This is a genomic window from Nocardia sp. NPDC057440 (assembly GCF_042802915.1).
In the GTDB taxonomy this organism is placed as follows: domain Bacteria; phylum Actinomycetota; class Actinomycetes; order Mycobacteriales; family Mycobacteriaceae; genus Nocardia.
The window spans coordinates 159,383-184,248 of record NZ_JBHVDF010000005.1; the positions used below are offsets into that span (position 1 = coordinate 159,383).

Genomic DNA, 24,866 nt, shown 5'->3' on the forward strand with positions numbered 1-24,866 from the left:
TTTCTCACACGGCCGTCTGCTGATCGCTCGGCGCGTCCGGGAAGTCCTGCTGCTGATATCCGCCGCGCAGGGTGCCCTCGAGATAGGCGGACCGGCAGGCGCGGCGGGCGATCTTGCCGCTGGAGGTGCGCGGGATGGAACCGGCGGGCACCAGCAGCACGTCGCGAACGGTGACGCCGTGCCGTTGCGCGATGGCCACGCGCACGGTGTCCGCGACCGGATGCGGGTCCAGCTTGCCAGCGCCGGAGCCGCGCTCGGCGACGATGACCAATTGCTCGGAGGTGTCGTCGGCGTCGTAGTTCAGCCCGGAGTGACTGCCCAGCTCGAACACCAACGCGGGCAACTGGTTCGCAGGCACCGAGAACGCCGCGACAAATCCCGGGCGCAGCGCGGTGCTGGATTCCTGCGCCGAGAACTCCAGATCCTGCGGGTAATGGTTGCGGCCGTCGACGATCACCAGATCCTTGACCCGGCCGGTGATGAACAGCTCGCCGTCGAAGTAGGCGCCGAAATCACCGGTGCGCATCCACTTCGCGTCGGAAGCAGTGCCCTGTGCATGACTGCCGTCGGGTAGCCGCTTGGTGAGCTTGTTCTGGAAAGTCGCGACGGATTCCTCCGGGCGGCCCCAGTAGCCGATGCCCATATTCTCGCCGTGCAGCCAGATCTCGCCGACCTCGCCGTCGGCGCGCTCGATGCCGGTCTCCGGATCGACAATCGCCGCCCACTGCGACAACGCGACGTAGCCGCACGAAACCTGGGCGATCGCGTTGTCAGTGCCCGGCTCGACCTCGACCATGCGTCCGCCGTTGAGCTCGCCGCGATCCACATAGACGACCTTGGCCTCGTCCTGGTACTTGGTCGCCGAGACGAACAGCGTCGCCTCCGCCATGCCGTAGCACGGCTTGATGGCGGTTTTCGGCAGACCGTAGGGCGCGAACGCCTCGTTGAACTTCTTCATCGACGACACCGATACCGGCTCACTGCCGTTGATCAAGCCGATCACATTGGACAGATCCAGCGCCTCGCCCACCTTCGGCTTGCCTCGGGCCGCGGCATGCTCGAACGCGAAATTCGGTGCGGCGGCGAAGGTTCCCGCGCCGTCGGAGGCCGCGGCCAATTCCTTGATCCAGCGGTAGGGCCGACGCACGAACGCGCTCGGCGACATGATCGTGATGAAGCCGCCGCCGATGGTCGGCAGGATCACGCACAGCAGACCCATGTCGTGGAACAGCGGCAGCCAGGTGACGCCGCGCGAGTTCTCGGTGACGCCGATGGCATCGATCATCTGCAGCAGGTTCGTGCCGACCGAGCGGTGGGTGATCTCCACGCCCGTCGGCGTCCGCGTCGACCCCGAGGTGTACTGCAGATAGGCCACGCTGTCGATATTGATCTGCGGGCGCACCCATGTCGCGCCGACGCTGTCGGGGATCGCGTCGACGGCGATGATGCGTGGACGCTGCGCCGCGGGCAGATGCCGGAAGAAGTTCCGCACCCCCGACGCGGCGGATCCGACCGTGAGAATCGCCGCGGGCGCGCAGTCACCGAGCACCGCGTGCAGGCGATCGGTGTGGCCCTGCTCTTCGGGATCGAACAGTGGCACCGCGATATTGCCCGCGTAGACGGCCGCGAAGATCGACACGACGTAGTCGAGGCCCTGCGGGGCGAGGATCGCCACCCGATCACCCGACTTCGACACCTGCTGGAGTCGAGCCGCGACCGCCCGCAGCCGGACGCCGAACTCGCGCCAGGTCAGGTCCAGGTACTCACCATCACGTTCCCGTGAGTAGTCGATATAGCGGTACGCGAGTCCGTCACCGTTCTCCGCGCTGTGCTTGTCGACGAAGTCGATCAGGGTCTTGTCACCCAAGATCGTGATATTGCCCTGCTCGTCCAAATAGTCGCCGAAGGTTTCGCCGATCATCGCCTTATCCTTTTCCAACGCACGCACTAAGCCATGACACTGAACACAGACAGACACAGGAGCGCCGGGAAGACTAGCAGGTCCGGTGGCCCCGGGTCACTCAGAACCGGCCAAAAGTGAGTGCGACGTTGTGTCCGCCGAAGCCGAAAGAGTTGTTCACGGCGTACTCGATGCGCCCGGCCCTTGCCTGACCCTTGACGATGTCGAGGTCAACTTCCGGATCCTGATTCTCCAGGTTCAGCGTCGGCGGGACGATGCCGTCACGCACCGAAAGCACGGTGATCACCGACTCGAGCGCGCCGACGGCGCCGATGGAATGTCCGAGTGCCGATTTCGGCGCGTACACCGACGCGTGGTTGCCGATCGCCTTGCCGATCGCGCGCGCCTCGGCGGTGTCACCGATCGGGGTCGCGGTCGCGTGGGCATTGATGTGGTCGACATCGTGTTTGGTCAATCCGGCGCTCTGCAGCGCCCTGGTCATCGCGCGCGCCGCGCCGGAACCCTCGGGGTCGGGAGCAACCAGATGGAAACCGTCGGAGGTGATCCCCGCCCCCATCAGCCGCGCGTGGATGGTCGCGCCGCGCGCCTTGGCGTGCTCCTCGGTCTCGACGATCATCATCGCGCCCGCCTCTCCGAAGACGAAGCCGTCGCGATCGACGTCGAACGGCCGCGACGCGCACTTCGGGTCGTCGTTGCGCGTGCTCATCGCGCGCATCATGGTGAATGCCGCGATCGGCAGCGCCTGAATGGAGCCCTCGACGCCGCCGGTGACGACCATGTCGGCATCGCCCATCACGATCATCCGCCACGCGTTGGCGATCGCCTCCGACCCGGACGAGCAGGCCGACACCGGCGTCACGACACCGGCTCGGGCGCCGAGCTCCAAGCCGACGGAGGCGGCGGCGCCGTTGGGCATGATCGCCTGCACGGTGAGTGGCGAAACCTTGCGGTAGCCACCGTTTTCCATCTTGTCGCGGGCGTCGATGATGGCCTCGGCGCCGCCGAGGCCGGTGCCGATCGCGACGCCGAGGCGGTCCCCGTCCACCTCCGGGCTGCCCGCATTACGCCAGACCTCGCGGGCGAGGCAGACGGCCATCTGCTCCACGTAGGACAGGTGCCGCGCCTCCGCCCTGGACAGAATCGCACTCGGTGCGACCTTCAGGTGGCCGCCGATGCGGACAGGGAGACCGAAGTCGTCGATGAAGTCGTCCTCGAGGACGTCGATGCCGCTCTCCCCATTGAGCAGGCCCTTCCAGGTGGAATCGACATCGCCGGCGATCGAGGTGGTCGCCGCGAGACTGGTGACGACGACGCTGGGGTAGGCCCCGTTTTTGGTGGACGGAATCTGCATATCGCTCACTTTCCTGGCGTCACTTGGGATAAACCGGGAACTGCGCGTCGACGCTGGAGCGCCGGAAGGTCAGCAGTGGCCAGGAGCGGATTCGCCTCCTGCCGTCGAACGGCCATGACGATACCCGGCCGATAGCCCATTGGCATTATCGGTGCGCGCGTCCGGATCTCGGTACTGGACACGCGGCCGGGTGGGCGGCCGTCACCGAGATCCCGGCTCGAGTAACCTGCTGTGCGAGCACGGAGCGCAATCGCCGCAAGCAATCGCTGCTGGTTCGCAATCGCTGCTGGTCCTTTCGAGCGACCTGCAAGCAATCGCTACGGCCTAACAGCGCCCCTCGTGGGATCGCGGAAAGGGATGACTGTGACGCGCGGGCGGATGGTCGGGCTGTTCGCCGGTATCGGCGGGCTGGAGCTCGGACTAGGCACGCACGGCTGGGACACCGAATTGCTCTGCGAGATCGAGCCGGGCGCCCAGGCTGTGCTCGCCGCGCGCTTTCCCGATGTGCCGCTGCACGGCGACATCACCAAGCTGCGCGCCATCCCCGCAGACACCGAACTCGTCGCCGCGGGCTTTCCCTGCCAGGACCTCTCGCAGGCCGGACGCACCGCGGGCATCACCGGTAAACGCTCCGGCCTCGTCGACGAGGTGTTCCGGCTGGTGCGCCGCAAGCGCGGGCCGCGCTGGCTGCTGATCGAGAACGTGCCGTTCATGTTGCAGCTCGGTCGTGGCGCGGCGATGCGGCACATCACCGAGGCGCTCGAGGAACTCGGATACACCTGGGCCTATCGGGTGGTGGACGCGCGCGCGTTCGGGCTGCCGCAGCGTCGGCAGCGGGTGCTGATGCTCGCCTCCCGCATCGAGGACCCGCGCCAGGTCCTGTTCGGCGACGACGCGGGCGAGCGGACCGTCGGCGATCCCGAACGAGATCCGTGCGGCTTCTACTGGACCGAAGGCGTGCGTGGACTCGGCTGGGCGGTGAACGCGATCCCCACCATCAAGGGCGGCTCGGCGCTGGGCATCGCGAGCCCGCCCGCGGTGCGGCTGCCGTCCGGGGAGGTGGTCACGCCGGGCATCGTCGACGGAGAACGCTTGCAGGGCTTCGATTCCGACTGGACCGCGCCCGCGACCGATGCGCCGGGTATTCGGCAGGGGCATCGCTGGAAGCTGGTGGGCAACGCGGTGAATGTCCGGATGGCGGAGTGGGTCGGCGCGCGCCTCGCCGACCCGAACGGCGCGATTCCCGACGATCAGCCGCTGGCGCCCGGCCAGCCGTGGCCGACCGCCGCGTGGGGTCGCCGCGGTGTTGCCCACCGGGTCCCGGTGTCGACCTGGCCGGTGCACGAGCCGTATGAGGATCTCGGCAATTTCCTCACCGATTCCCGGCTGCTCTCCGCGCGCGCGACCGCCGGATTTCTGCGCAGAACAGGTATGGGCAGTCTGCGATTTCCGCCCGGCTTCCTGGCAGATATGGAAAGCCATCTCGATCGAATGGGCGGCTGGGCGGCATGAGCGCGGACGCTTCGGCACGGCGGCCGACGACCGATGCGGCGACGAGTGCGCGCATGGCGCGGCAGCGGCGCAGCGGAACCGAGCCGGAACTCGCGCTGCGCCGGGAACTGCACAGGAGGGGATTGCGGTATTTCGTCGATCGCGCGCCGCTACCCGGTCAGCGTCGCCGGGCCGATCTGGTGTTTCCCCGGCTGCGGGTGGCGGTTTACGTCGACGGATGCTTCTGGCATCGCTGTCCGCAGCACGCCACCGATCCCAAGAACAATGCGGAATGGTGGGCGAAGAAGCTGCTCGGCAACGTGGCGCGAGACCGCGCCACCGATTCGGCGCTGGCCGAGGCCGGCTGGCAAGTGGTTCGCGTGTGGGAACACGAAGACGCCGTGACGGCGGCGAATCGGGTGCAGACCGTTATCGAGGCCGGTCGCTGAATTACCGGTGACGCACCCGGACCAAGGTGCGCGGAGCATGGGTGGCCAGATAGCCCGATACCGCCATTGCGGACATCACAGCGATCCCGCCAAGGGCAGTCGCGAAAGCAATCATGGGAACTCCTTCGGTGTTGTCTCCCCCACAGGGTGTCCGATAGACCTGACAGGATCCTGTGCGCAGGTTGGGAATGATGTGCGAGCCATGTCGGTTGGGACACACTGACCAATCGGTGTCCGGACCGGAAATGAACAGGACAATGGGTCGGGTGAGTGGTAGCCGGAAGATCGCCGAGCGGCGGGTACGTGTGGCCTCCTGGTTCATCGCAGCGGCCATCGCGATCGCCGGACTCTGCTATTCGTCGTGGCTGCTCGAATTCTTCCTGCCCATCGACATCGACCCGGTGAACTCTTTCCTCAGCGAACTGGACGCCGAGGGCAAGCCCTACCGGGAGATATTCGCGTCGGCCGACAAGATCGTCGGCGCCTTGCTGATTCCCGCGGCCATTGCCGGGCTCCTGCTGTTTCCCCGGCGCCGGTTCACCACCGTCGGCTGGGTGGCGCTGTTGTGTTTCGGCGCCGCGACCGTCGGCGATGTGCTGCTGCCGCTGCGCGACTGCACCCCGCAGGACAATGCCGCGTGCGGCGGAGGCGGCAGCGAACTGTTCCCGCAGCTGCATCAGCCGCACGCGCTGACGAGCACCATCGCGGTGACCGCCATCGCGGTCGCCGCCTTCGCCTTCAGCCTCGCGGCGTTCCGGTACCACCGCTGGCGGATCCTGCGCGAGGCCGGTCTGGTTGTGCTGGCGATCGGGTCGGCGGCGACCGTATGGATGCTGGTCGCCGACAACCTGACCGGCAATTACGCGCTCGGCATCGCCCAGCGAATCCAGGTCGGATCGATGTCGCTATGGCTGATCACGCTGGCCGCCGCGGTGATTCTGGAGGGTCGGGAATGGACCGACCCGGATAGTTAGCCGACCCGCAGGCGCACCGTGTGGCTGTCGAGCTTCGCGGGCAGCTTGCCGGTGTCCACGAGCAGGATCTCGCCGGTGTCCTGGACACCGTCCGGCAGGGTCTTGGGCTTCAGCCCGAACGGCGGCTGCTCACCCTTGCTGCCCGCCAAGCCGAAGTCGCTGTCGTTGGCGATGTAGATCGTCTTACCGCCGTCCAGGGTCGCGATGCCCTCGATTTTGTCGTGCCCGTAGAACTCACCGTCGGCATTCAGGCCGGTGACAAGTGCCGTGAGATCCAGGTTCTCGGTCTTGGCGACCGGGTTGACGCCCACCCGGCTCAACGCCGCATTGCCCTCGGCGGTCGGCACCACGCCGACCAGGGTCTCCAGCGGCTTGCCGTCGATCAGCAGGCCGCCGCGTTCCGGATCGTATTGCGCGCCGGGCACCTTCGACTGCGGGCCGACATCGGTGGCGGCGGAGATGTCGATAGTCCACAGCTTCTTGTTCGCTGTGGGCGGCAGCTCGCCGTCACGTTCGTCGACCAGGAAAGTGGTCGGGCTCAGCGCGGTGATCTCCGAAACCGCGACCTTCGTCTGCTTCGGGTTCTCCAGCGGGTAGACGAATTCGCGCAGCGCTGTGGTTTTCAGGTCGACGGTGACGATGCGGGTCATCGGCACCTCCTTGGCCGAGCCATCCAGTCCGGGGGTTTTCAGGCCGCTCTGCACAATACCGACGAGGGTGCCGCCGTCCGGGGTGATGGTCAGGCCCTCCATGCCCTGATTAGGGGTGCGCAGCGCGATCTCCTTGGGCAGTCCGGCGCCGGGGGCGAGCCGCTCGATCTCGGCGCCCTTGGCGTCGAAATGCACAAGGAACGGACCGTATTCGTCGGAAACCCAGAAGCTGCCGTCGGGCAGCGCGACCAGACCCTCCGGATCGAGCCCGTGATCGGTGGGCGGCAGCACGACGCCCGCGAGGTCGCGGATGGTTTCACCGGTGCTCGCCGCGACATCGACCTGGCCATTGAACGGGGTGCCGTTCGCGGTGTGCAGATCGATCGAGGACCGCAGCGTCGCGCGGTTGCCGACCAGCTTGAACCGGCCGATCTTGGGGACGAATCCCGGTGTCGGCGAAAGCTTCTCGTTCTTGCCGGGACCGTCGACATTCGGGCCGCGGTCGGTGAGGCCGTAGAACTCGTCCTTCGATCCCGGCACCGGCGTCCATGCCGAGCCGAAACCGCTGGCCTGCACGGTGGCGCCGCCGAACTCGCCGAGCGGCGGCAGGTCGGTGGTGTACACACGGACCGCATCGGTTGTGGTGACGCCGAATTCGTCGGGACCGGTATATCCGGGCTTCGGCTGGTAGACGAGCGCACCGTCGGTGCGCCTGCTGAGCGAGCCGTGTCGCGGATCGGCGAGGGCGACGGCGGCACTGCCACCCGTCGCGCCGAGCAGATCATCCAGCGAGATCACCAGCGGCTGGTCCTCGGCCACGGTGAAGTTCACCTCCGGGTCCGAAGCCGAGCAGCCTGCGGCGAGCACGCCGACGCACAGAACGGCGACTGCGGCGATGCAAGGACGAGAATGAGCGTTCACGCCTGTCTGCCTACCGTGTCGATCCGACGATGGAAAGAAGTCCGAGTGACGAGTCGATGCCATGATGTCTTCATGACCGCTCGTGTGAATATCTCCTCGGCCTCCGAGTTCGAAGACATCGTCGGCTACTCCCGCGCCGTCCGGCTCGGCAACGTGATCGCGGTGAGCGGCACCACCGCCTCGCTCCCCGGCGGGGGCGCGGTCGGCGGCGCCGATATCGGCGAGCAGACCAGGGAAGTCCTGCGCCGCATCGCCGCCGCGCTCACCGACGCGGGCGCGAGCCTCGAGGATGTGATCCGCACGCGCATCTTCGTCACCGATATCTCCCGCTGGCCGGAGATCGCCAAGGCACACGCGGAGGTCTTCGGCGACATCCGTCCCGCCGCTTCCATGTACGAGATCAAGGCACTGATCACCCCGGCACTGCTGGTCGAGATCGAGGCCGACGCGGTCATCGGCGAGTAGTCACTCCTGCCGGACTCCGCGCTTTACGGGGCAGGGCCGAGCCCGGGTCGCTAGGGTCGGCATCGTGACAAGCGATGCTCCGGAAACCACCGTCCAGCTCGACACTGTCGCCGAGGCGACGACCCGCTTCCTCGACACCGCGCGCCGTCTCAGCGATAGCGACATCACCGGTCCTTCGCTACTGCCCGGCTGGACGCGCGGACACGTACTCGCGCACCTGGCCCGCAATGCCGACAGCCTGGTCAACCTGCTGATCTGGGCCCGCACCGGCAACGAGACACCCCAGTACGCAAGCATGCACATCCGCGATGCCGATATCGAGGCAGGCGCCCCACGCCCGTTGGCCGATCAGCTCGCCGACAACGAGGCGGCCGCCACCCGCTGGCTCACCCTCGCCATGGAGGCGCCCGCGGAGGCGTGGGAAGCCATCGTCCGCACCAGGCAGGGCAGGCCCATCCCCGCGACCGAGGTGATCTGGATGCGGCTGCAGGAGGTCGAAATCCATCACGTCGACCTGGCCGCAGGCTACCAACCCGCCGACTGGCCAACCGATTTCGTGACCCGCCTGCTCCCGCGAGCCGCCGCGGACCTGACCAAGGCCGCCGCGACCGACCCCGCCGCCGCGCCATTCGCCATCCACGCCACCGACACCGGCTTCACCGCGACCATCGGCGCCACCGCACCCTCCCACACCATCAGCGGCCCCGCCACGTCCCTCTTGGCCTGGCTCCTCGGCCGATCCACCGGCACCGACCTGATCGGCGACCTCCCGGCGCTCCCCGCCTGGAAGTGACACAACGCATGAGCCGCCATGGCGGCATCCAGGACGAGCCGTCCGCGCCCAAATCCGCCTGGCTGACCTACGTCGACGTCGCCGACGCGACTCTGCAACGTGCCACCGCCGCTGGCGCCACCGTGACGCTGTCCCCGCAGGACACGCCATTCCGCCACATGGCCGGACTGCGTGACCCCTTCGGCGCGGAGTTCCGCATCATCAAGTCGGCCCACCAGTCCTGAGCCAGGGATGGAAAAGAAACAGCCACCCCTCGAATCGGCCCTTTGATCCCTGGGTTCACGCAGCAGAACTGGCACTGACAGGGGCGTGGGTCGGTGTGTCCGAGAATAGGCTTCGGGCAAAGATGAGCAGGACCATTGCACCCGGGCGTTAGTGCGTCAGGGTATGTGGTTGACCAGGGAGTTGGCGATGCGCTGGGCATCGTCGCAGGAGTTGAATCCGTCGGTGCCGCCCTGAGGGTTCCAGATTCGTGACGCCAAGAGCAAAATGTCACCACCGAAAGACGCTGGCACCGCGATGTAGCACCCGAGCTTGTGAGTGTCTTGCGCCGCACGGAATTGCTGAGATTTACGGCCGGCCACCGTGACCGAACTGAAGTCGACGTACTTACCGGTCTGGCGCAGCTCACCTACCGGCGTGCCGTAGGCCATGACGTAGAACTCGAGCGCGTTGTCGGCGGTCTTCCATTTGCAGGACTTCTCGGTGGGGAAACCGGGATTCGAGATCGATTGCTCGCTGGCGACGTTCAAGCCCGCACTCGCGAGCGCGGAATCGGGAGTGTCACAAGGGTTCCAGCTGCCGGCGGGCCGATCCGTGTCGGTGCCCGGCGCCGCCGTCGTGGACTCGGACGCGACGGTCGTCGCCGGGGCATCGGTGCCCGGCGCCGCCGTCGTGGACTCGGACGCGACGGTCGTCGCCGGGGCTGGAACCGATGTCGGCGCCGCTGTGGTCGCGGTGACTGCATTGGCCGAGGTGACCGTGTTGTTCGGGGTGCTCGGCGCGGACGTGCTGCCGTTCGAGGCGGGACCACATCCGGCAAGCAGCAGTGCGGCACCGAGTGCCATCGTTGCGACGCTGATCGATCGCGTTGTCCTACGACTCATGAATGCATATTCGCGTTTCGGAACAGGTTGTTACACAGGATCATTGCAGAGCTGAAGACATCAGCAAGTCAGCGGTCCACGTGTTCCGCCGCCAAAAGGTGCTGATCATCTCCGATTAGCCGGCTGTCTGCGCGCCGCTTACGGGTCGAGCCGAGCAGATCGGACCGCGGCCTGCCGAACGCACGCAAATGCCGAGTTGAGTGCACAACTGGCGACTTCGGCCGTACTGGGGCGGTAGCCCTTCCTGATCCAGGGTGCTCGAAGCTCAGAGCCGACCGGTGGTTTGTCGGGAGAGGAACAGCTGACGTTTTTCCCGATCGACATGGGTGACAACGACCATGACATCGTCCCCGATCTGGACGACATCGTCCGGCGTCAGGGTGGGGTCTCGGCGATGAATCAGCCCCTCGATCCCACCCGCCACTTGGACAAAGACGCCGAACGGCACCAGCTTGGTGACGTGCCCGTGTAGTTCCCTGCCGACGGTGGTGCACTCGGCAAAGGCATGGAAGGGGTCGGGCCGCATTGCTCGCAAAGACAGCCTGGCCTCGGCATTCCAGGTGTCGAACTGCAGGAATTCACCGGAAACGCGCTGCCCGACCTGAACAACGTCGGAAGCCGCTTCGAAACGTCTCCAGGACAATTCTGGGATCGTGATGAACCCGACGCCCGGGTAGAGCGGATGCGGGGGGCCATCATCCAACGCCACGAACACGCCGAACGATTCAATCGCTGTGACGGTGCCGGAAAGGATCTCGCCGAGCCGCAATGACCCCAGGAACGCCCACAGTTCGGGGCTCTCGGCCCGCCAGTCCATCTGTGCAGCCTTTCATGACACGCTCAGCCCGCTCAACTACCCGGCGGAACGTCGCGCCATGGCAGTCGAGTAGCGCCGGAACGTACGCTCATGCCGCCTGTCGCGCGTGCTCGGCGACCACCATTGGCCCTGTTAGGGGTTGGGTTGCACATCAGGGGCTGGCTCACCCGCCTGCCCGATAAGGCCTGCCTTCCGGCGGACGGTGGCGACAGTGGTTCGAACCGACCTCGGTCCGGCTCAGGCTCAGCTGTCGCACGCGAAGCTGTCGACCACCGAGCAGCACTACCTTCAGCGGCAGACTCAGGGACCGGATGTTCGGAGCACCCCGGACCGATACGCCGAGGGAAAGTAACGGCTCGTTTGTATGGGCAAAGTACCGGATTCGGGGCAAAACACCTTGATTACCAATCGGCCCCCGAACTGCTATCGCAGCTCGGGGGCCGATTTCTGTGCGCCCGAAGGGATTCGAACCCCTAACCTTCTGATCCGTAGTCAGATGCTCTATCCGTTGAGCTACGGGCGCATGCGGTGTTCAGTTGTTGCCCGGCGAACCGGGGTTGTGGCGGAGGCGAGAGGATTTGAACCTCCGGTCCCCGTGAAGGGACAACTCATTAGCAGTGAGTCCCATTCGGCCGCTCTGGCACGCCTCCTGGAGCCTTCTCTTCGAGGGCACCGGTCCTTTCGAACCGCCGAGCATGAAGGTTACAGCAGCTATTGTCCAGATCGCAAAACGCCTGGTTATCAGCGTAGATTGCTGTCGAACCAGTCGAAAATCCTGGTTTGCGGGTCGATGAAATCGATGTCGTCGTCGAGGCCGGGGCGATCGGCGCGATGCTGCAAGCCGGGGTAGCTGATGACGAGGCTGGCCACCGCGGCGCGGGCGGCCGCGTCGCGCAGTTTGTCGACGTCGACGGGCGGGGTGGCGGGGTCGTCGCAACCGTAGAGGCCGAGCCAGGGAGCCTGCAGATTCGGGGCGGCGTTCACAAGGGCGTCGGCCCGGTCGGTCAGCGGCTCGACGATGCCGGGCGCCGCGACGCTCACCGCGGCGCCGATCGGCCGGTTGGTGGCGACGAGGAAGGCCGCGGTGCCCGCGTGGTCGAAGCCGAGCACGCCGATGCAGTCGGGGAACACACCACGGCGGGTCAGCCAGTCGAAGCAGGCGTCGAAATCCTCGAACAGCTCGTCGCCGAAGACCTCGGCAGCCGGTTCACCGTCGACCCGATGGAAAAGGTTCGGCGCGACCACCGTCCAGCCCTCGGTCGCCAGCGCGGCCATGAGCTCCAGCAACGACCCGGTGAACTCACGGGACTCGTGCAGCACCACGATCCCGCCGCGGGCATTGCCCTCCGGCTCGGTCACGGTGATGGGTACCTGTTTATCGGCCGCTTGTTGCCGGTTGTCCACCGGCAATTCCGCGTCTGGATCGGAAATCATGTCGTCGCCACGGCGCAGCGGCGCAATATCGTCATAAGTGCCCGACATGGAACAAGCGTAGGGCGACATCCTGTTCTGCGCGAGAAATTGCACGTGAGCGGCCCTACCCACAGATTTTCCGGTGCCCGGCATAGGCTTGGAGAGTGAGCGCGAAGATCCGGCCGGACCTCGATTCCATTCCGGCATACGTCCCTGGCCGCAACCATCCCGGCGCGGTCAAGCTGGCCAGCAACGAAACGACCTTCGGTCCGCTGCCCGCCGCGGCGAAGGCGATCGCGGAGGCCGCCGAATCGGCAAACCGGTATCCGGACAATCAGGCCATAGAGCTGCGCACGGCGCTCGCGGACTTCCTCGGCGTCACCACGTCGAATGTCGCCGTCGGCTGCGGCAGCGTCGCACTGTGCCAGGAACTCGTGCAGATCACCTGCTCCACGCCGACCGACGAGGTGCTGTTCGCCTGGCGCTCGTTCGAGGCGTACCCGATCGTCACCCAGGTCGGCAATGCGACCGCGGTGCGGGTGCCGCTCACCCCGGAGCTGGAGCACGATCTGGACGCCATGGCGGCCGCGGTCACCGAACGCACCAAGCTGATCTTCGTGTGCAATCCGAACAACCCGACGGGCACCGCGCTCGGCAAGGATCGGCTGGAGCGCTTCCTCGACGCGATCCCGAAGCAGGTACTCATCGTGCTGGACGAGGCCTATTACGAGTACTTGCGGCTGACACCGCAGGACCACCCCGACGGCATCGAGCTCGGCCGTACCCGGCCCAATGTCGTTGTGCTGCGTACCTTTTCCAAGGCCTACGGCCTGGCGGGCCTGCGGGCGGGCTACGCCGTCGGCGATCCAGCGGTGATCACCGCGCTACTGAAAGTGCATATCCCGTTCAGCGTGAACCGGGTCGCACAGGCCGCCGCGATCGCCTCGCTGGAGGCGCGGCACGAACTGCTGGACCGGACCGACACTCTCGTCGTCGAACGCGAGCGAATCCGCGACGCGTTGCTCGCGGCCGGTTACTCGGTACCGCCGAGCGAGTCGAACTTCGTGTGGCTTCCGCTCGGTGCGCGCAGCGCCGAGTTCGGCGAGGCGAGCGCCGAGGCCGGCGTGCTGGTGCGCCCCTACGGCGTCGACGGCGTCCGGGTGACGATCGGCGACCCGCACGAAAACGATCAGTTCCTGCGCTTCGCCACCGATCCGAGCGTCGCGGCCGAGTTCGGCGGCGCGGCACAGTTCGGCTGAACGCTCGCGCTTGGGCTAGGCGACGCCGAGGGCCCGCGACACCGTCGGCCACGACCGGGCGAGTTCATCACGCCAGTACGGCCACGAGTGGGTTCCGGTCAGCCGGAAGTGCGAGGTCACCGGGATACCGAGCGTGGCGAACCGTTCGGCGAGCCGCTGCGTGCACACATTCGTGGCGGCCTCCAGCGGACCACCGAATCCGATGGTGCTGACTATCTCCGGGTTGTTGGGCGTGTCGTACTCGCCGGGCAGGCCGCTGCCCACCGAGAGGTAGATTGCCTTGCCGCGCAAGGCCTCCGCGTTCAACATGACGTCGTGGGCGAGCCAGGCGGGATCGTTCTGCGTGCCGAACATATTGTCCGGCTTGCCGCGGTAGGTGGCCACGATCGTGCGGGCCTGTGCCTGCCCGAAGTCGGTTCCCATGGAGAAACAGCCGCTGTGCGCGGCCACTGCCGCGTAGAGCCGCGGCTGCCGGAAGGCGAGCATCATCGCGGCCTCGGCGCCCATCGAGACACCCATGACCGCATTGCGCCCGTTGCCCTCGAATTTCGCATCGACCAGCGGCGGCAGCTCCTTGGTGAGGAACGTTTCCCACCTGTTGGTGCCGAGCACCGGATCGGGCTGCTGCCAGTCGGTGTAGAAGCTGGCCGGGCCGCCCACCGTCAGCACCACATTGACGTCTTTGTCTTCGAAGAATTCCTCCGCGTGCCCCTGTTCGGTCCAGTTGTTGCTGGTCGGGTTCGCGGCGCGACCGTCGAGCATGTAGACCGTCGGGCGCGCGTGGTCGCGCTCACGCGGCAGCAGCACCTGCACCTCGACGACGCGGCTCATAGCGGGCGAGTCCACGTACACCCGCAACCAGCGATCATTGATCGGTTCGATGTGATCGATGGACGCCAGGGGCGCGGGCGCGGTCGTCGGCTCGGCCGGACCGGGCCCGTCCGAGGATCCGGTGCTCGGTCGCGGCACATCGCCCGGCGCCGCCGATCCCGATGACGCGCCGATCACCACCGCACCCGTTATCAGTGCGACACTCACCATGGCGCTGGACACCCAGCGCCGCACCCCGCGCCGAGACAGCATGGTTGCCATCCTGCCAGAAATGCGAAGGTGGCCTCCGCCGCCGTACCACCACCAGCGCGAGGAGTGATCTGCGCCACGTTTAATTCTCAGTCGGCGCAGACGCCGTCTTGCCAGCGCCGTTCCACCTCGGCGAAGCGCCACACCGCCACAGCGACCGCCCAGGTCACTACGAACAGACCGACGACGATGTAGCCCAGATCACCTGGATCCAGGTTCCCGTGCCATCCGATGACCCCCGATTCGACCTCGAGCTTATCGACGGAGATCGACATGATCTCCCGTCCGGCCGATCAACAGCGCCATGTCCGCCGAAAGCAACACTGGTAGTACGGGAATCGAGTACCACGACAACTCGGTCGCGGCCGCGCCGCCCGCGAGCCGAGGCCGACCTCGGTGCTGGTGTCGAAGCCGAGCCCGGACAACAGGCCGACCGGATACATCTGACACGGCTTGCGGACCAGAAACCGACCATTTGGACTTTCTGGCTACCGTTCTCTGCCACCAGCTTTCGGTGGTGATATCGATCGCGGCGATGCGAGCCGAACCGATCGACCGTACTGCGACATGCCGGATCAGAACAGCCCGCCGCTCACGCGCAGCCAAAACCGCCAATCCAGGCACACGACCAGCACACCGGTCGTACGCTGCTACACGGGTCTTTTCAGCCGTCGATTGGGACGAGCATGATCGCAGTGAGCAAACACCGGCAGCGAGGTCACGCTGCGATGTGCGCCTGCGGCGAACCAGTCGCTCGCCCCGCGCCATCGGTCGGCCACCACGAGGCCCGCCGCGTGACCGCCGCAATCCGCGAGTTATCTCGCGGTCCACCGGATGTCATCGGGATCCACTGCGCCTACGTGCGCGAATCTCTGCTCGAAAGATGTCTGTCTGTTTGGCCGCAGCACCTGATGCCCGACCGGAGAAAACTGTGAAACAAGTGCTACCCGCAGCGTCGCTCGACAACACGCTCGAAACCCCTACCGATACCGAGCCTTTCAACCTCGAGCTACGGCGGCGCATGCGTGAATGCGACGAATTCTTCCGCAGGCCCGAACTGGCCCACCTGTCGACGCACCGCCGTCGCAGCGCACTGGAACAGCTAGAGCAGGTCGGCGGCTACCAGCAGACGGCCGAGGAAATCCTGATCGGAGCCAAACTCGCGTGGCGCAACCACGCCCGCTGTGTCGGCCGGAAACACTGGCGGTCGCTGAAACTGCTCGATGCGCGGCGAGTGCGCTCGGCCCGGGAGCTCGCCGAGGTCTGCTGGCAGCATCTGCACATGGCCACCAATGGCGGCGCGGTCCAGTCGATGATCACCGTCGGCCCGCCACGCCAGGCCGACGGACGCGAATTCCGCATCGTCAGTCCACAATTGATCCGCTATGCGGGATATCGCAATGGCGACGGCTCGGTCACCGGCGATGCGGCCAATGTCGCGCTCACCGAGTTCGCGACAAAGCTCGGTTGGCGCGGCGCGCGAACACCTTTCGACATTCTGCCGGTGCTCATCAGCACGCCCGACGAGCCGATCCGCTGGTTCGATGTCCCGCCCGAGCTGGCACGGGAGGTCGAGCTCGAACACCCCGACTTCGACTGGTTCGCCGGGCTCGGCCTGAAATGGCATGCGGTGCCCGCGGTTTCGAATATGAACCTGGAGATCGGCGGCATCACCTACCCGTTCGCCCCGTTCAACGGCTGGTACATGGGCGCGGAAATCGGTGCGCGCAACCTCAGCGACACCAACCGCTACAACATGCTCCCGCTGATCGGCGAGATGATGGGTCTGGACACTCGCCACGAACGCACGCTGTGGCGTGACCAAGCCCTCGTCGAACTGAATCGGGCAGTGCTGCACAGCTTCCGCAGATCCGGCGTCTATATCGTCGACCACCACACTGTCGCCAAACAGTTCTGTGACCACGTCGAGCGCGAAGAGGCCGCGGGCCGCGCGTGTCCCACCGACTGGACCTGGGTCAACCCCCCGATCTCCGCGGGACTGACCCCCACCTTCCATCGGTACTACGACCCGCCGGACCTCGACATCCGCCCGAATTTCGTCCGGCGTAGCTGACGGCGAGGGACGAATGACCCGACTTTTGCGGAGACGGAGGGATTTGAACCCCCGGTCGCTCTCGCGACGCTCGCTTTCAAGGCGAGTGCATTCGGCCGCTCTGCCACGTCTCCAGGGTCACGATCGTAGCGGACGGGTCAGCCGGCACGCTCCCCGATCACCTGGTCGATGCACGCGAAGGCCTCGCCGATCGCTTCCAGTTGAGTGGGTGTCAGCAGGCCGATGAAGTCGCGGCGGACGGCGTCGACGTGCCCGGGGGCCGCCGCCTCCAGTCTGCGCATGCCCTCCTCGGTGAGTTCGGCCAGCACTCCGCGGCCGTCCTCGAGGCAGGTGTTGCGGCGCACCATGCGCTGGACTTCCATGCGGCGGATCTGATGGGTCAGCCTGCTCCGGGACGAGAGCACGCCGTCGGCGAGCTCGCTCATGCGCAGCGATCGACCGGGCGCCTCCGACAGCAGGACCAGGATCCGGTATTCGGCGAGGCTGAGATCACTGTCGCGTTGCAGCTGCCGATTCAGCGCTGCCATCAGGCGCTGGTGGCCATCCATGTAGGCCCGCCATGCGCGCGCCTGCGCCGGGTCGAGCCAATTCGGCTCGGCGGGCACGCGACAGCTCGGTTCGGGATGCACATTGTCCATTCTAAGCCCGGCTGAACTGGGGAAATCCAGGCCGCGTCGGGGTCAGCGTGCGGTCGCGACGAACGATCGGTCCAGCTCGCCCGGACTCGCGCAGCCGGAAAGGCCGAGCGCGGAGTCGAAATCGGCCAGCAGCACGCGTAGCGCGTGGCGCACGCCCGCCCGCCCCGCGATGCCGAGACCGTAGGCCCACGGCCTGCCGTACAGCACCGCCTTCGCACCGAGCGCCAGCGCGATCAGCAGGTCCGAGCCGGTGCGCACGCCGGAATCGAACAGCACGTCGGCGCGGTCGCCGATGGTCGCGACCACGGCGGGCAAGGCGTCCAGCGCGGCGATCGAGCCGTCCACCTGGCGGCCGCCGTGATTGCTCACCACTACCGCGTCGGCGCCGGCGTCGACGACCTGGCGGGCATCGTCGGGGTGCAGGATGCCCTTCACCGCGATCGGCAGATCGGTCCATTCACGCAGCCGGGCGAGGTCGGCCGGACGCAGGGTGTGGTTGCCGAACACGCCGGCCCAGGTCAGGATGGCCGCCCGCATCGCGTCCTCGCTCTCTTCCGGCGGCGTCGGCAGTTTCGCGCGGAAGACCGGATCGGACAGATAGTTGGCGATGCCCTTGCCGTGCAGGAACGGCAGATGCGCGACCTCCAGATCGCGTGGCCGCCAGCCGAGATTCGGGGTGTCGACGGTGACGACGATCGCCTTGGCGCCCGCACGCTCGGCGCGGGCGACGAACGAACGCGCGAGCTCGTCATCGCTGGGCCAATACAGCTGATACCACCACTCGCCCGCCGCCGTGCCGACCTCCTCGATGGTCGAGGAGGCCGCCGTCGACAGCACCGTGCCGACGCCGAGTTCCTTGGTGACCTCGCCGACGACCACCTCACCGCGCTCGTGCAGCAGCTCGAGCACGCCAACGGGCGCGGTCAGCACCGGGGCGGCCAATCGGGTGCCGAGCACCTCCACCGACAGATCGCGCGCCCCCGGCCCCGAGGTGCCGCGCAGCATCCGCGGCACGATCCGATGCCGATCGAACGCGCTGCGGTTGGCCGCGGCCGTCCGTTCCGACGACGCGCTGCCCGCCACGTACGCGAAGGCGGCCGGGTCGAGCAGCTGTTGTGCTCGCTGCTCCAATCCCGCGGCCGTCATCGGCAATTCGGGCACCGAACCACCGAGTCCACCCAGGTAGATCTCGTTCTGGAAGTCGACGAAGCCGGTCACGGGTGGGACGGTAGTCCGTTCGATCCGTTCGCGCAGGATGCTCGTCGGATTGGGTGCGCCGAGTATCCGGCGCGGTGTCACAGTTGCCGAGCCGACGACTCGAATATGCCGCCCCGCGTCCAGTCCGACGGCGCACCCGGCAATATGGGTCAGGTGCGTGCAATCAACCTGAACGGTTTCGGCGGGCCCGAGGTGATGGAGTGGACGGCGGCTCCTGACCCGGCGCCGGGGCATGGTGAGGTGCTGATCGAGGTGGCCGCGGCCGGTGTCAATCGCGCGGATCTGTTGCAACGCCAGGGTTTCTATCCGCCGCCGCCCGGCGCGAGCGAGATCATCGGCCTGGAAGTCTCCGGCGTGATCGCGGAACTCGGCGAGGGTGTGCGCGACTGGCACGTCGGCGATCGCGTGTGCGCGCTGCTGTCCGGCGGCGGTTACGCCGAACGGGTCGTGGTGGCAGCGACGCAGCTGCTTGCGGTGCCCGACGGACTGGATCTCGGTGCGGCGGCCGGCTTGCCCGAGGTGGCCGCGACGGTGTGGTCGAACCTCGTCACGACGGCGGGCCTGCACGCCGGCCAGCTGGTGCTCATCCACGGCGGTGGCAGCGGAATCGGCACCCACGCCATCCAGTTGGCGGTGACCCGAGGTGCGCGGGTCGCGGTGACCGCGGGGTCGCAGCAGAAGCTGGAGCGCTGCAAGGAGCTCGGCGCGAGCGTGCTGATCAACTATCGCGACGACGACTTCGTCGCGCGGATCCGCGCCGAGGAGTCCGGCGCGGGCGGCCCCGGCGCCGATATCATCCTCGACAACATGGGCGCCGCCTACCTGCCGCGCAACGTGGCGGCACTCGCCCAGCACGGCCACCTGGTCGTCATCGGCATGCAGGGCGGCGTCAGCGGCGAACTGAATCTGGCTGCGCTGCTCGGCAAATGGGGCAGCATCCACGCGAACAACGTGCGCAACAGACCCGCCACCGGCAACCACAGCAAGGCCACGATCATCGCCGATCTGAACCGCCAGGTCTGGCCGCTGATCGCCGACGGCACCATCGTGCCGGTCATCCATGCGGAGATCCCGATCGAGGACGCCCCCGAGGCCCACCGGATGCTCGATTCCGCCGAGACCTTCGGAAAAGTGCTCCTGCGCGTCCGCGACATCTGACAGCCGGGGCCGAGATCCGGTCGGGTCAGCCGGATCAGCGACCCGGAACCGCTTTCGGTTCGGCTATTTCGCGGTCTCCTGGGTGATCCCTGACCGCCGGCAAGCGGGTCTTGCCCGACGGCGAAACCGAACCAGACGCTGTACCAGATGTTGGGTAGCCAGTAGGTCGCTACTGGGCGAATGTGACCAATCCGGCTAAGCATCATCAAATGTGGTGTAGCACACATTGCTACGGTAATCGCATCACTGCTCAGCAAGTTTCTAGCAACTGTCGAACATCCGTTCATAACCGCCCTGAACAGCGGCTATGCGGGCAGCTCCGGGCCCGAGCCACAGCCACGGCAACAGTGATCCAGCTCACATGCAAATGCGCCGGGATTTGTTGACCATCGTCATTTCGGATGTCAGTGCTTTTACGAACCGCCGCGTTGCGGCGTAGGGTCGCTTGCAGCTTGAACGAGGCCCGAAAAGCACTGGCCGCCCCGGGTTTCCCTGCCAGGACCGGGGCGGCCACAGAGTCTCGTTGCGAGCCGAAATGATCACCAAACCATCCGAACGCTCGGGAGTACTCTTTGGTCAACGTAGCCCAACCTACGCATGCGGACAATCCATGCGTTGGATCGCCGTGCGCCGCCATGCAGCCGATTGCCAACCATGTCCACGAGTCCCAGGATTCACAAGCAACCGCTCTCACCCTGTGTTTGTTGCTCGCAGTCGCGGTCATCTGCGGCTTGGTTGGCGGGATACTCAGCCGCATCGCCGGCACCAGCTACCCCAACGCAATCCTGCGTGGATGCGCGGCCTGCGCCACAGCACTGGCAATCGGTATCGCCCTCATCGCCGCCTTGTAACCTCTTGCTCCGGCATGGCGGACATGCCCCGCGTCTGTTCACAGGTAGTTGCCGAACCACGGGCGCGGGCATCACCCGGTCGACCATGGTCACTCGAGGGCGGCGAGTGCCCTGCCGAGTTGGTCGATCTCGAACTTGGTGGTGTACGGGGCGAGGCCGACGGTCACCGCGCCGCCTTCATCGTTGACACCGAGCGCGTCCAGCAGGCGGCTGCCGCCGTGGACGCCGCTGAGGGTGCCGATCCGGTTGTCGGCCAGCTTGGCGGCGACCTTCTCGGCTTGCATTCCGGCGAGGGTGAAGCTGACGGTCGGTATGCGAGTGGAAGCGCGGCCGATAACGGTCAGGTTGGGGATCTTGTCGAGCACGTCCATCATGTGCTCGAAGAGCTGATCGTGGTAGTCCTGCAGCGAGGTGATCGACATCTCCAGGCGCTCGCGGCGGGTGCCGGTGGCACGCTCGTCGAGCCCGGCGAGGAAGTCGATCGAGGTGGTGAGCCCGGCGAGCAGTGCGTACTGGTGGCCGCCCACCTCGAGCCGCTCGGCGCCCTTCGCATACGGATTCAACGACATCGACGGAATCCGGTCCAGGAACGCGGGATCACGGAACACCAGCGCGCCGATCTGCGGGCCACCCCATGCGGGGGCGCTGAGCGCGACGACGTCGGCATTGAGCTCGTCGATATCTATGAGCGCGTACGGCGACGCACCGAAGGCGTCGGCGACGAGCAGACCGCCCACCTCGTGCACACGGTCCGCGGCGACCCGGACCGCGGGCGCGGATCCGACGATCGGCGATGCCGCGGTGAGCGCGACGAGGCGGGCGGTCGGCCCGATCAATTCCTCGAACTGCCAAGAAGGCATCTCGCAGGTCTCGATCTCGACCTCGGCCCAGCGCACATGTGCGCCGTAGCGGTTCGCGATCCGCAGCCACGGCGCGACATTGGCCTCGTCGTCCAAGCGCGACAGCACAATCCCGGTGCCCAGCCCGAGGCGCGAACTCAGCGACTCCGCCAACCAGGCCAGCAGCACCGCCCGGTCCGGTCCGAGCACCACACCCGCCGGATCGCCGCCGACCAGGTCCGCGACGGCCTCACGGGCCGCGTCCAGAATCGCGGCGCTGCGCACAGCGGCGCCGTTGCGTCCGATATGCGAAAACGATGAGGTGCGGAAACCTGTTGAAACGGCACGAGATACCGAATCCGGGACCAGCATGCCCGCTTGCGGGTCGAGATGGATCCAGCCGTCGCCCAGGGACGGTATCAGGCCCCGAACCCTCGCGACGTCGTAAGTCATGTTGGCCACTCTAAGGGCAGCGGGCGAGGCTGTGTAACCGCGTTCCCTCTCGAGGGGAAGGACACCAGCAGGCACGAGCGTGACGACCTGGGACTCAGCATGGCAACCGACTTTCAGCAAATCCGAACCACACGACCCGAACAGAATAGAACGCCTGCGCACCGCCGCGGCACGGACTCCGGCGACCCCGACCGCCCGCCTTAGCGTGTTCGCGGCAGACGCGACATGATAGGGATCATGACGCAATCGGATGAGGCACCGGAATCCATCGTCGTGATCGGACCCGATGGCCGACCGCTGGCCGCCCCCGCGGAGGCCGGATCGGACTCGCCCTTCACCGCGCAGGTTGTCACCGACAGCGACAAGAAATCCGACGCGTCGGATGACAGCGACGACGCCGGCGAATCGCTCGCCGACATGGTCGAGCAGCCCGCGAAGGTCATGCGTATCGGCACCATGATCAAACAGCTGCTGGAAGAGGTACGCGCCGCACCGCTGGACGACGCGAGCCGCACCCGGCTGCGCGAGATCCACAAATCCTCGGTCCGCGAGCTGGAACAGGGCCTCGCTCCCGAACTGCGCGACGAGCTCGAGCGGCTCACGCTGCCGTTCACCGACGACGCCATCCCCACCGACGCCGAACTGCGCATCGCCCAGGCGCAGCTGGTCGGCTGGCTGGAAGGACTGTTCCACGGCATCCAGACCGCGCTCTTCGCGCAGCAGATGGCGGCACGCGCCCAGCTGGAACAGATGCGTCAGGGCGCGCTGCCGCCCGGCATCCATGCGGTCGACCCGCGAGGTGGTGCACCGGGCCAGACCACCGGCGGAACCGGACAGTATCTGTAGACCCCGCGTGGCCACGCGGGCCGACCGGAATTTACGAGGGTAGGCTCGGGCACCGTGCCCGCCGCTGCCGCTCGTCCCGACTCGGTTTCCGCTGTCGACCCGGGGCGTCCTGAAGAGAGCCCAGTGCGTTCAGATACCAGCCAAGCACTTTCCGACGAGCCTTCCGCGGAGACTTCGGTGGAAGACGCGAACGAGAAGTCAGCGAATGAGAATCCGGTGACCCCCGACGAGCAGCCGACCACATCGGCAGACGACGCTTCCGCAGTGGAGTCCGTCGCGGTCGAGACGCCGATCGTGTCGGATTCGCAGACCTTCCAGCGCGCCTTCAAGGATTTCCGCAGTGGCTTTTCGCAGCGCGAACTATGGCTGTCGCTCGGCTGGCAGGACATCAAGCAGCGCTATCGTCGTTCGGTGCTCGGGCCGTTCTGGATCACCATCGCGACCGGCGTGCAGGCCGCGGCGATCGGCCTGCTGTACGCGGCGCTGCTCGATCAGCCGATCAAGGACTACCTGCCCTATGTGGCCGTAGGCATCATCGTCTGGAATGTGATCAACGCGAGCATCCTCGAGGGCTCTGATGTGTTCATCGCCAACGAGGGACTGATCAAACAGCTCCCCTCGGCGCTGAGCGTGCATGTCTATCGCCTGGTGTGGCGGCAGTTGCTGTTCTTCGCGCACAACATGCTGATTTATCTGGTTGTGCTGGTCGCATTCGGTGTCTGGGAGAAACTGCACTGGACCGCGATCTTCGCCATCCCCGCACTCGGGCTGCTGTTCCTCAACGCGATGTGGGTGTCGATCGTGTTCGGCATCTTCAGCACTCGCTACCGCGATATCGCGCCGATCCTCGGCAGCCTCACGCTGATGCTGTTCGTGCTGACTCCGGTCATGTGGAATACGAAAAGCCTGGAGGCGCAGGGCGGCCAGGTCAGCGAGCGCGCGAAACTCGCGGAAATCGTCCCGACGTTCCATTACCTGGAGATCATCCGTGCGCCGTTGCTCGGCGACGATCAGCATCTGTACCACTGGGTGATCGTCGGCGCCATCACCGTGATCGGCTGGATCGTGGCGATCTTCGCGATGAAGCAGTTCCGTTCACGCGTGCCGTACTGGGTTTAGGAGGGGCTCGATGACCGACCATGTGAGTATCGAAACCCGCCAGGCGTGGGTCGAGTTCCCGATTTTCGACGCCAAATCGCGGTCGCTGAAGAAGGCGTTCCTCGGTAAGGCGGGCGGCGCGATCGGACGCAATCAGTCCGATGTCGTGGTCGTCGAGGCATTGCGCGACATCACGCTTTCGCTGAAGGAAGGCGACAGGATCGGCCTTGTCGGGCACAACGGCGCGGGCAAATCGACCCTGCTGCGGTTGCTTTCGGGAATCTACGAGCCCTCGCGCGGCAGTGCGCGCATCCGTGGCCGGGTGGCGCCGGTGTTCGACCTCGGCGTCGGCATGGACCCGGAGATTTCCGGCTACGAGAACATCATCATCCGCGGCCTTTTCCTCGGGCAGACACGTAAGCAGATGCTGTCCAAGATCGATGAGATCGCCGATTTCACCGAACTCGGCGAGTATCTGTCCATGCCGCTGCGCACCTATTCGACGGGTATGCGGGTTCGCCTGGCCATGGGAGTTGTCACCTCGATCGACCCGGAAATCCTGCTGCTGGACGAGGGCATCGGCGCGGTGGACGCCGAATTCATGAAGAAAGCCCGCATTCGGTTGCAGTCCTTGGTGGCCAGGTCCGGCATCCTGGTGTTCGCCAGTCATTCCAATGAATTCCTCGCGCAACTCTGCGATACCGCCATGTGGATCGACCACGGGCAGATCCGTTTGCGCGGCGGTATCGAAGAAGTCGTGCGCGCGTACGAAGGACCGGACGCGGGAAACCACGTCGCCACCGTGCTGCGCGAAATGGAAGCCGAGCGGACAATGGGCACCGAACGAGAATTGGAGCGGAATCAGGCATGAGCGAGCGCAGCGAGCGAATCGTGTGCCAGTGCGCACCGCGCATGCCGGAGTCGAGCGTCAGCGAGGCGGAGGCATGAGCGAGCGCAGCGAGCGAATCGTGTGCCAGTGCGCACCGCGCATGCCGGAGCCG

22 protein-coding genes, 3 tRNA genes and 2 pseudogenes are annotated in these 24,866 nt (G+C 66.4%); 13 read left to right on the plus strand and 14 right to left on the minus strand.

The features are described 5' to 3' along the window. Nucleotides 1-4: 4 nt before the first annotated feature. Together fadD32 and ACFU4Z_RS12285 are read right to left on the minus strand one after the other, a co-directional pair. Nucleotides 5-1,921, minus strand: coding sequence for a long-chain-fatty-acid--AMP ligase FadD32 (gene fadD32, locus ACFU4Z_RS12280; RefSeq protein WP_379061982.1), 1,917 nt, complete (start codon nucleotides 1,919-1,921; stop codon nucleotides 5-7). A gap of 100 nt (nucleotides 1,922-2,021) precedes the next feature. Then, the gene (locus ACFU4Z_RS12285; RefSeq protein ID WP_379061984.1) at nucleotides 2,022-3,272 is read right to left on the minus strand and encodes a KasA/KasB family beta-ketoacyl-ACP synthase; all 1,251 of its coding nucleotides are present in this window, start codon (nucleotides 3,270-3,272) and stop codon (nucleotides 2,022-2,024) included. Between the two features lie 357 nt (nucleotides 3,273-3,629). Between ACFU4Z_RS12285 and ACFU4Z_RS12290 the strand changes: the two genes are divergently transcribed. The 3 genes from ACFU4Z_RS12290 (at nucleotide 3,630) to ACFU4Z_RS12300 (ending at nucleotide 6,186) form a co-directional block, all read left to right on the plus strand. Next, the gene (locus ACFU4Z_RS12290; protein ID WP_379061987.1) at nucleotides 3,630-4,784 is read left to right on the plus strand and encodes a DNA cytosine methyltransferase; all 1,155 of its coding nucleotides are present in this window, start codon (nucleotides 3,630-3,632) and stop codon (nucleotides 4,782-4,784) included. Continuing rightward, nucleotides 4,781-5,212, plus strand: a complete 432-nt coding sequence (locus tag ACFU4Z_RS12295; protein ID WP_379061989.1) for a very short patch repair endonuclease — start codon at nucleotides 4,781-4,783, stop codon at nucleotides 5,210-5,212. Before ACFU4Z_RS12290 ends, ACFU4Z_RS12295 begins: the two co-directional genes overlap by 4 nt. Before the next feature lie 266 nt (nucleotides 5,213-5,478). Further along, a complete protein-coding gene (locus tag ACFU4Z_RS12300) occupies nucleotides 5,479-6,186 on the plus strand; it encodes a DUF998 domain-containing protein (RefSeq protein WP_379061991.1) in 708 nt (235 codons plus the stop codon). Here ACFU4Z_RS12300 and ACFU4Z_RS12305 read toward each other — a convergent pair. Then, nucleotides 6,183-7,757, minus strand: a complete 1,575-nt coding sequence (locus tag ACFU4Z_RS12305) for an esterase-like activity of phytase family protein (RefSeq protein WP_379061993.1) — start codon at nucleotides 7,755-7,757, stop codon at nucleotides 6,183-6,185. The genes ACFU4Z_RS12300 and ACFU4Z_RS12305 overlap by 4 nt on opposite strands. A gap of 72 nt (nucleotides 7,758-7,829) precedes the next feature. Here ACFU4Z_RS12305 and ACFU4Z_RS12310 point away from each other — a divergent pair, with 72 nt between their 5' ends. The 3 genes from ACFU4Z_RS12310 (at nucleotide 7,830) to ACFU4Z_RS12320 (ending at nucleotide 9,239) form a co-directional block, all read left to right on the plus strand. After that, on the plus strand, nucleotides 7,830-8,222 hold the full coding sequence (locus ACFU4Z_RS12310) for a RidA family protein (RefSeq protein ID WP_379061995.1): 393 nt from the start codon (nucleotides 7,830-7,832) through the stop codon (nucleotides 8,220-8,222). Between the two features lie 64 nt (nucleotides 8,223-8,286). After that, a complete protein-coding gene (locus ACFU4Z_RS12315) occupies nucleotides 8,287-9,015 on the plus strand; it encodes a maleylpyruvate isomerase family mycothiol-dependent enzyme (RefSeq protein ID WP_379061997.1) in 729 nt (242 codons plus the stop codon). 8 nt (nucleotides 9,016-9,023) lie between these two features. Beyond that, nucleotides 9,024-9,239 carry a VOC family protein gene (locus ACFU4Z_RS12320; RefSeq protein ID WP_379062000.1) on the plus strand — a complete coding sequence of 72 codons (216 nt, stop codon included), beginning with the start codon at nucleotides 9,024-9,026 and terminating at the stop codon, nucleotides 9,237-9,239. A gap of 156 nt (nucleotides 9,240-9,395) precedes the next feature. On the opposite strand, the gene ACFU4Z_RS12325 is transcribed toward ACFU4Z_RS12320, so the two are convergent. Beyond that, on the minus strand, nucleotides 9,396-10,082 hold the full coding sequence (locus ACFU4Z_RS12325; protein ID WP_379062003.1) for a DUF3558 domain-containing protein: 687 nt from the start codon (nucleotides 10,080-10,082) through the stop codon (nucleotides 9,396-9,398). A 304-nt stretch (nucleotides 10,083-10,386) separates the two neighbouring features. After that, nucleotides 10,387-10,890 carry a S1 RNA-binding domain-containing protein gene (locus ACFU4Z_RS12330; RefSeq protein WP_379062006.1) on the minus strand — a complete coding sequence of 168 codons (504 nt, stop codon included), beginning with the start codon at nucleotides 10,888-10,890 and terminating at the stop codon, nucleotides 10,387-10,389. 235 nt (nucleotides 10,891-11,125) lie between these two features. On the opposite strand from ACFU4Z_RS12330, the pseudogene ACFU4Z_RS12335 reads away from it, so the two are divergent. Then, nucleotides 11,126-11,290: pseudogene (locus ACFU4Z_RS12335) on the plus strand (site-specific integrase); the annotation flags it as partial. 98 nt (nucleotides 11,291-11,388) lie between these two features. On the opposite strand, the gene ACFU4Z_RS12340 reads toward ACFU4Z_RS12335, so the two are convergent. From ACFU4Z_RS12340 to ACFU4Z_RS12350, 3 genes are all read right to left on the minus strand, one after another. Beyond that, nucleotides 11,389-11,461: transfer RNA gene (locus ACFU4Z_RS12340), tRNA-Arg, on the minus strand. Between the two features lie 37 nt (nucleotides 11,462-11,498). Then, nucleotides 11,499-11,588: transfer RNA gene (locus tag ACFU4Z_RS12345), tRNA-Ser, on the minus strand. A 91-nt stretch (nucleotides 11,589-11,679) separates the two neighbouring features. Then, entirely contained in the window at nucleotides 11,680-12,420 is a 741-nt protein-coding gene (locus ACFU4Z_RS12350; RefSeq protein ID WP_379062009.1) for a dienelactone hydrolase family protein, read from the minus strand. 95 nt (nucleotides 12,421-12,515) lie between these two features. On the opposite strand from ACFU4Z_RS12350, the gene hisC reads away from it, so the two are divergent. Beyond that, nucleotides 12,516-13,610, plus strand: coding sequence for a histidinol-phosphate transaminase (hisC, locus tag ACFU4Z_RS12355; protein ID WP_379062011.1), 1,095 nt, complete (start codon nucleotides 12,516-12,518; stop codon nucleotides 13,608-13,610). Between the two features lie 15 nt (nucleotides 13,611-13,625). On the opposite strand, the gene ACFU4Z_RS12360 is transcribed toward hisC, so the two are convergent. Then, nucleotides 13,626-14,693, minus strand: a complete 1,068-nt coding sequence (locus tag ACFU4Z_RS12360) for an alpha/beta hydrolase (RefSeq protein ID WP_379062013.1) — start codon at nucleotides 14,691-14,693, stop codon at nucleotides 13,626-13,628. An 86-nt stretch (nucleotides 14,694-14,779) separates the two neighbouring features. Continuing rightward, nucleotides 14,780-15,151, minus strand: a pseudogene (locus ACFU4Z_RS12365) (HoxN/HupN/NixA family nickel/cobalt transporter); the annotation flags it as partial. 560 nt (nucleotides 15,152-15,711) lie between these two features. Here ACFU4Z_RS12365 and ACFU4Z_RS12370 point away from each other — a divergent pair. Then, complete coding sequence (locus ACFU4Z_RS12370; RefSeq protein ID WP_379062535.1) at nucleotides 15,712-16,764, plus strand: nitric oxide synthase oxygenase; 1,053 nt, start codon at nucleotides 15,712-15,714, stop codon at nucleotides 16,762-16,764. Nucleotides 16,765-16,792: 28 nt separating this feature from the next. Here the strand turns inward: ACFU4Z_RS12370 and ACFU4Z_RS12375 are convergent. The 3 genes from ACFU4Z_RS12375 to ACFU4Z_RS12385 all read right to left on the minus strand — a co-directional run bounded on the left by ACFU4Z_RS12375 (nucleotide 16,793) and on the right by ACFU4Z_RS12385 (nucleotide 18,620). Continuing rightward, a tRNA-Ser gene (locus tag ACFU4Z_RS12375) sits at nucleotides 16,793-16,877 on the minus strand. Nucleotides 16,878-16,901: 24 nt separating this feature from the next. Next, complete coding sequence (locus tag ACFU4Z_RS12380; protein ID WP_379062016.1) at nucleotides 16,902-17,402, minus strand: MarR family winged helix-turn-helix transcriptional regulator; 501 nt, start codon at nucleotides 17,400-17,402, stop codon at nucleotides 16,902-16,904. Between the two features lie 42 nt (nucleotides 17,403-17,444). Then, nucleotides 17,445-18,620 carry a lactate 2-monooxygenase gene (locus ACFU4Z_RS12385; protein WP_379062019.1) on the minus strand — a complete coding sequence of 392 codons (1,176 nt, stop codon included), beginning with the start codon at nucleotides 18,618-18,620 and terminating at the stop codon, nucleotides 17,445-17,447. A gap of 153 nt (nucleotides 18,621-18,773) precedes the next feature. Between ACFU4Z_RS12385 and ACFU4Z_RS12390 the strand changes: the two genes are divergently transcribed. Next, the gene (locus tag ACFU4Z_RS12390; protein WP_379062021.1) at nucleotides 18,774-19,778 is read left to right on the plus strand and encodes an NAD(P)H-quinone oxidoreductase; all 1,005 of its coding nucleotides are present in this window, start codon (nucleotides 18,774-18,776) and stop codon (nucleotides 19,776-19,778) included. 940 nt (nucleotides 19,779-20,718) lie between these two features. On the opposite strand, the gene ACFU4Z_RS12395 is transcribed toward ACFU4Z_RS12390, so the two are convergent. Next, on the minus strand, nucleotides 20,719-21,921 hold the full coding sequence (locus tag ACFU4Z_RS12395; RefSeq protein ID WP_379062024.1) for a cysteine desulfurase-like protein: 1,203 nt from the start codon (nucleotides 21,919-21,921) through the stop codon (nucleotides 20,719-20,721). Between the two features lie 237 nt (nucleotides 21,922-22,158). Here ACFU4Z_RS12395 and ACFU4Z_RS12400 point away from each other — a divergent pair, with 237 nt between their 5' ends. The 3 genes from ACFU4Z_RS12400 to ACFU4Z_RS12410 all read left to right on the plus strand — a co-directional run bounded on the left by ACFU4Z_RS12400 (nucleotide 22,159) and on the right by ACFU4Z_RS12410 (nucleotide 24,736). After that, on the plus strand, nucleotides 22,159-22,767 hold the full coding sequence (locus ACFU4Z_RS12400) for a bacterial proteasome activator family protein (protein ID WP_379062026.1): 609 nt from the start codon (nucleotides 22,159-22,161) through the stop codon (nucleotides 22,765-22,767). A 264-nt stretch (nucleotides 22,768-23,031) separates the two neighbouring features. Beyond that, a complete protein-coding gene (locus tag ACFU4Z_RS12405; RefSeq protein ID WP_379062537.1) occupies nucleotides 23,032-23,886 on the plus strand; it encodes an ABC transporter permease in 855 nt (284 codons plus the stop codon). Between the two features lie 10 nt (nucleotides 23,887-23,896). Further along, entirely contained in the window at nucleotides 23,897-24,736 is an 840-nt protein-coding gene (locus ACFU4Z_RS12410) for an ABC transporter ATP-binding protein (protein ID WP_379062028.1), read from the plus strand. Nucleotides 24,737-24,866: the final 130 nt, after the last annotated feature.